We start from the raw sequence: 3,336 nt of genomic DNA on the forward strand, positions 1-3,336 counted from the left end.
CATGACTGGCGACACCACTGGGCATCGCACTGCGTCATGGCCGGGATCGACCTCATCACCATCATGAACATGGGCGGCTGGAAGTCGCTGCGCATGGTCCAGCGCTATTCCAGCGTCAGCGTGGATCACATGCGTGAATCCATCAATAGGCTCAGCTAAAGCGAGCCGCACGTCCGAGAAGGATTTGGGGCAGACCGCACAGTCTGCTCCATTTCCTGCGAGAACCGATAGCCTAGCGAAGCCGCCCATAGGGTGCAGCGCAATCAGAGAAAGCGCCTCGAGAGGTTGTTCAGTGGTTGAGCGAGCGACTGATGGCGGCATGGATTGTAGCCTGCCTCGCGGTCGATACCAGTTGCGGGTGTGAAGCCAGATCCCCGCGCCTGTTGCGGCGGCCTGATGCATCTCGACAAAGTTTCGGGGGGAATATGAGAGCGGGATACCGCTATCTTCGAACACTTAGAGCGGAATTCCGCTTGATCTTCGAAATTTTTCCTGTAGCGATATTCCGCATAGTATATATTTTTAGAGCGGAATTCCGCATGCAAATGGATATTTTTTCTATCCTGGGGGATCAATTGCGTCATTGGCGCGACAGACGCTCCATGAGTCAACTTGGATTGGCCCGGCGGCTTGGTCGTGATCGCGCGCGCATCTCTGAACTCGAACGTGATCTGATCGGCGGCCGCCGGGGTCGCGACCGCCTGACCCTATTCGCCGAGATCTGCGACGCGCTGGATCTGGTGCCCGTCCTCGTGCCACGCGCCCAGGTTAGCGCAGTCCGTAATCAGGTCGAAGGCGCGCGCGGCATCGACTTCAACCACCCGGTGCGCTCGACGTTCGAGGAGTTGTTCGTCGATCTCGATGAGGACGAAGAGGAGAACCGCTAGATGGGGAAGGCTTCCGCGATCCTCGGCGTTCACCTGCTTGATGCGAAGCTTGGGCCAGTGAAGGTAGGAACGCTCACGCGCGATGCCGACGGCGCGGTCGCCTTCACAGTGTCCGAATCCTATCTCCGCGACACGGCACGGCCCGTACTCAGCCTTGGCTGGTATGATCCGACGTCTGACGCAGGCACCCGCGACCGGCTTTCCGCTCGTGGCGACAAGATTGGCCTGCACGGCTCGATCCCGCCCTGGTTTGCCGGGTTGCTTCCCGAAGGCGCGCTTCGCGAACTGGTGCTCACCGAAATGGGTCCCGGGGATCATGACCAGTTCGACGTGCTCACCCGGCTGGGCGCCGACCTTCCCGGCGCCGTGCTGGTTACAGCCGAAACCGACACACCAGCCTCCGCCGGCCCTCTCGATCTGATATCTATAAAAGGCTTCAAGGCGGCAGAACCTAAGGGTGTGGTCAAATTCTCACTCGCCGGAGTCCAACTCAAATTCACCGCCAATATCGACGGCGAACGGCTTACACTTCCCGCCCGGGGCGACACCGGCCGCTGCATCATCAAGGTAGCAAGCGATACCTATCGCGGGCTTCCGGAAGCTGAGCATGGCGCAATGACGCTGGCGGGCATGATCGGCGTCGAGACAGCGCCTTGTCGGCTGATGCCGCGCGCCGCCGTCGCGGGTATACCCGACGAAATGCTCGAACACGGCGAGCAGGTATTGGTGGTCGATCGGTTCGATCGCGCAGCCGACGACACGCGCATTCACATTGAGGACGCCGGGCAGGTCATCGGAGCGATCGGGGATCGCAAATATACCATGGCCACCACCGAAACCGTCATCAACATGATCAGCCGCTTCAGTACTGACCGCCGCGCCGACATCCTCGAGGCAATCCGCCGCATTGTCGCGGACGTGCTGATCGGCAACGGCGATAATCACCTCAAGAACTGGTCCTTCCGTTTCCCTGAACCGGGGCAGGTCCGCTTGTCACCAGCCTACGACATTGTTCCGACTGTCCTTTTTCAGCCGCGCGACACGCTCGCTCTACGGTTCGTACGCACCCACAGCTTCGACACTGTCAACCTCCACCGATTCGAACGAGTGGCGAGCTTTCTGCGGGTGGACCCCAAGTGGGTCGTTCGCGAGGTCAAGGCGACGGTGGAACGTGCGTTGGACACTTGGCCAGCTACGGCGCCGGAACTTCTGGGCGAGCGGTGGTCGGGAACACTTCTCGCAAGGCTCAACACGCTGGCGCTGGTCCAGGAAGTGCGAGGTTCGGCAAAGATACCGATCGGCTCTTGAAGTTCGAGAGATGGCTGGACACCGTCCACGACTGGCGCCACCACTGGGCGTCACCCTGCGTCATCGCAGGGGTCGCAAGTTCAATCCTTGCCACGCCCACCATCGAAAACCCCGCCAAATCAACGGTTTGGCGGGGTTTTTGTTTGCCTGCCGCGAGCCGTAGGGCCTGGCCATGCCCATCAATTTTTGGGCAAATTCTGGGCATGCAAATGCCGGGCGATCGGAGCGAAATCCCGAGTCGCGCACGCTACTCAAACTATTCCAGATGGCAAGCGGTGCGCCTACGTCAGCCGCCCGCAGGGTCGGTCCCGCAACCGCGCAGGAGCCACCCGCGCCCTGCCCACCAATCACGGCTGTCGTCGGCCGACCCATCCGCGCATTGCCACGAGTCCGGGCGCCCCCATGTGACGGATGAGCACCTTCCTCTCTCGCGCACGCCGTTCCGGTTCAGCATGAACCTGCATCAAGCCGGACGACGACATGCGCCCGAACTTCATGAAACCTAACGCGCCTTGTGCTGAAACATTTGAAGCGAAACTCCCGGTGCAAGCACGCGATCAGATGCTATTGGAAAAATGCACATGCTCTCCATCCGTACCCGTGGGAAAAACGGAATCTACTATATTCGAGGCATCGTCACGCTTGGCGACAAGCATATCAAGGTCAAGGAGTTCAGTTCAGGAACGAGCGACCGCGACGCCGCATCGCACCTGATGGCAGAACATGAGACGAAGCTGCGGCACCGGCTGATGTTCGGTCCGGCCGCGATCGTGGCGCAAGGCAGAATAGCCGACGTCTTTCAAAGCTACCTGACAAAGGCCAGGCCACCCTGCCCGTCCGATGTCCTGCGTATCGGCAAGCTCAACGGACTGATCGGCGACTTCAGCCTGCGCGAACCCAAGCAGGCATGGGAGCATTTTCGCCGCGCCTATCTGACCGGCCATGACCCGGCGGGCCAGGATCGCTATCGCGCCGTGTTCCAGGCCGCGATCAACGTCCATCACGACCTGCACGACCTCCCGCCCCTGCGCATCAAGGCGATCCCGTTCGACAATGAACGGGTGCGCTTTCTCAGCAAGGAAGACCGCGACCGGCTGATCGAGGCCTACTCACCGCACATACAGCCGATCATCACCCTGCT

The 3,336-nt window shown here is 60.6% G+C and carries 3 protein-coding genes and 1 pseudogene; all 4 read left to right on the plus strand.

Features of this window, described 5'->3' with window-relative positions; translation table 11 throughout:
* Positions 1-159: tyrosine-type recombinase/integrase (locus tag A8G00_RS24530; protein ID WP_172451831.1), on the plus strand; the 159-nt coding region annotated here is incomplete at its 5' end.
* 380 nt (positions 160-539) lie between these two features.
* A complete protein-coding gene (locus A8G00_RS24535; protein WP_103001948.1) occupies positions 540-887 on the plus strand; it encodes a helix-turn-helix transcriptional regulator in 348 nt (115 codons plus the stop codon).
* Positions 888-2,195, plus strand: coding sequence for a type II toxin-antitoxin system HipA family toxin (locus A8G00_RS24540; RefSeq protein ID WP_025551780.1), 1,308 nt, complete (start codon positions 888-890; stop codon positions 2,193-2,195).
* 581 nt (positions 2,196-2,776) lie between these two features.
* A pseudogene (locus tag A8G00_RS24545) lies at positions 2,777-3,336 on the plus strand (site-specific integrase); the annotation flags it as partial.

It is taken from the genome of Sphingobium sp. SA916, assembly GCF_002894065.1.
GTDB classification, from domain to species: Bacteria; Pseudomonadota; Alphaproteobacteria; order Sphingomonadales; family Sphingomonadaceae; genus Sphingobium; species Sphingobium fuliginis.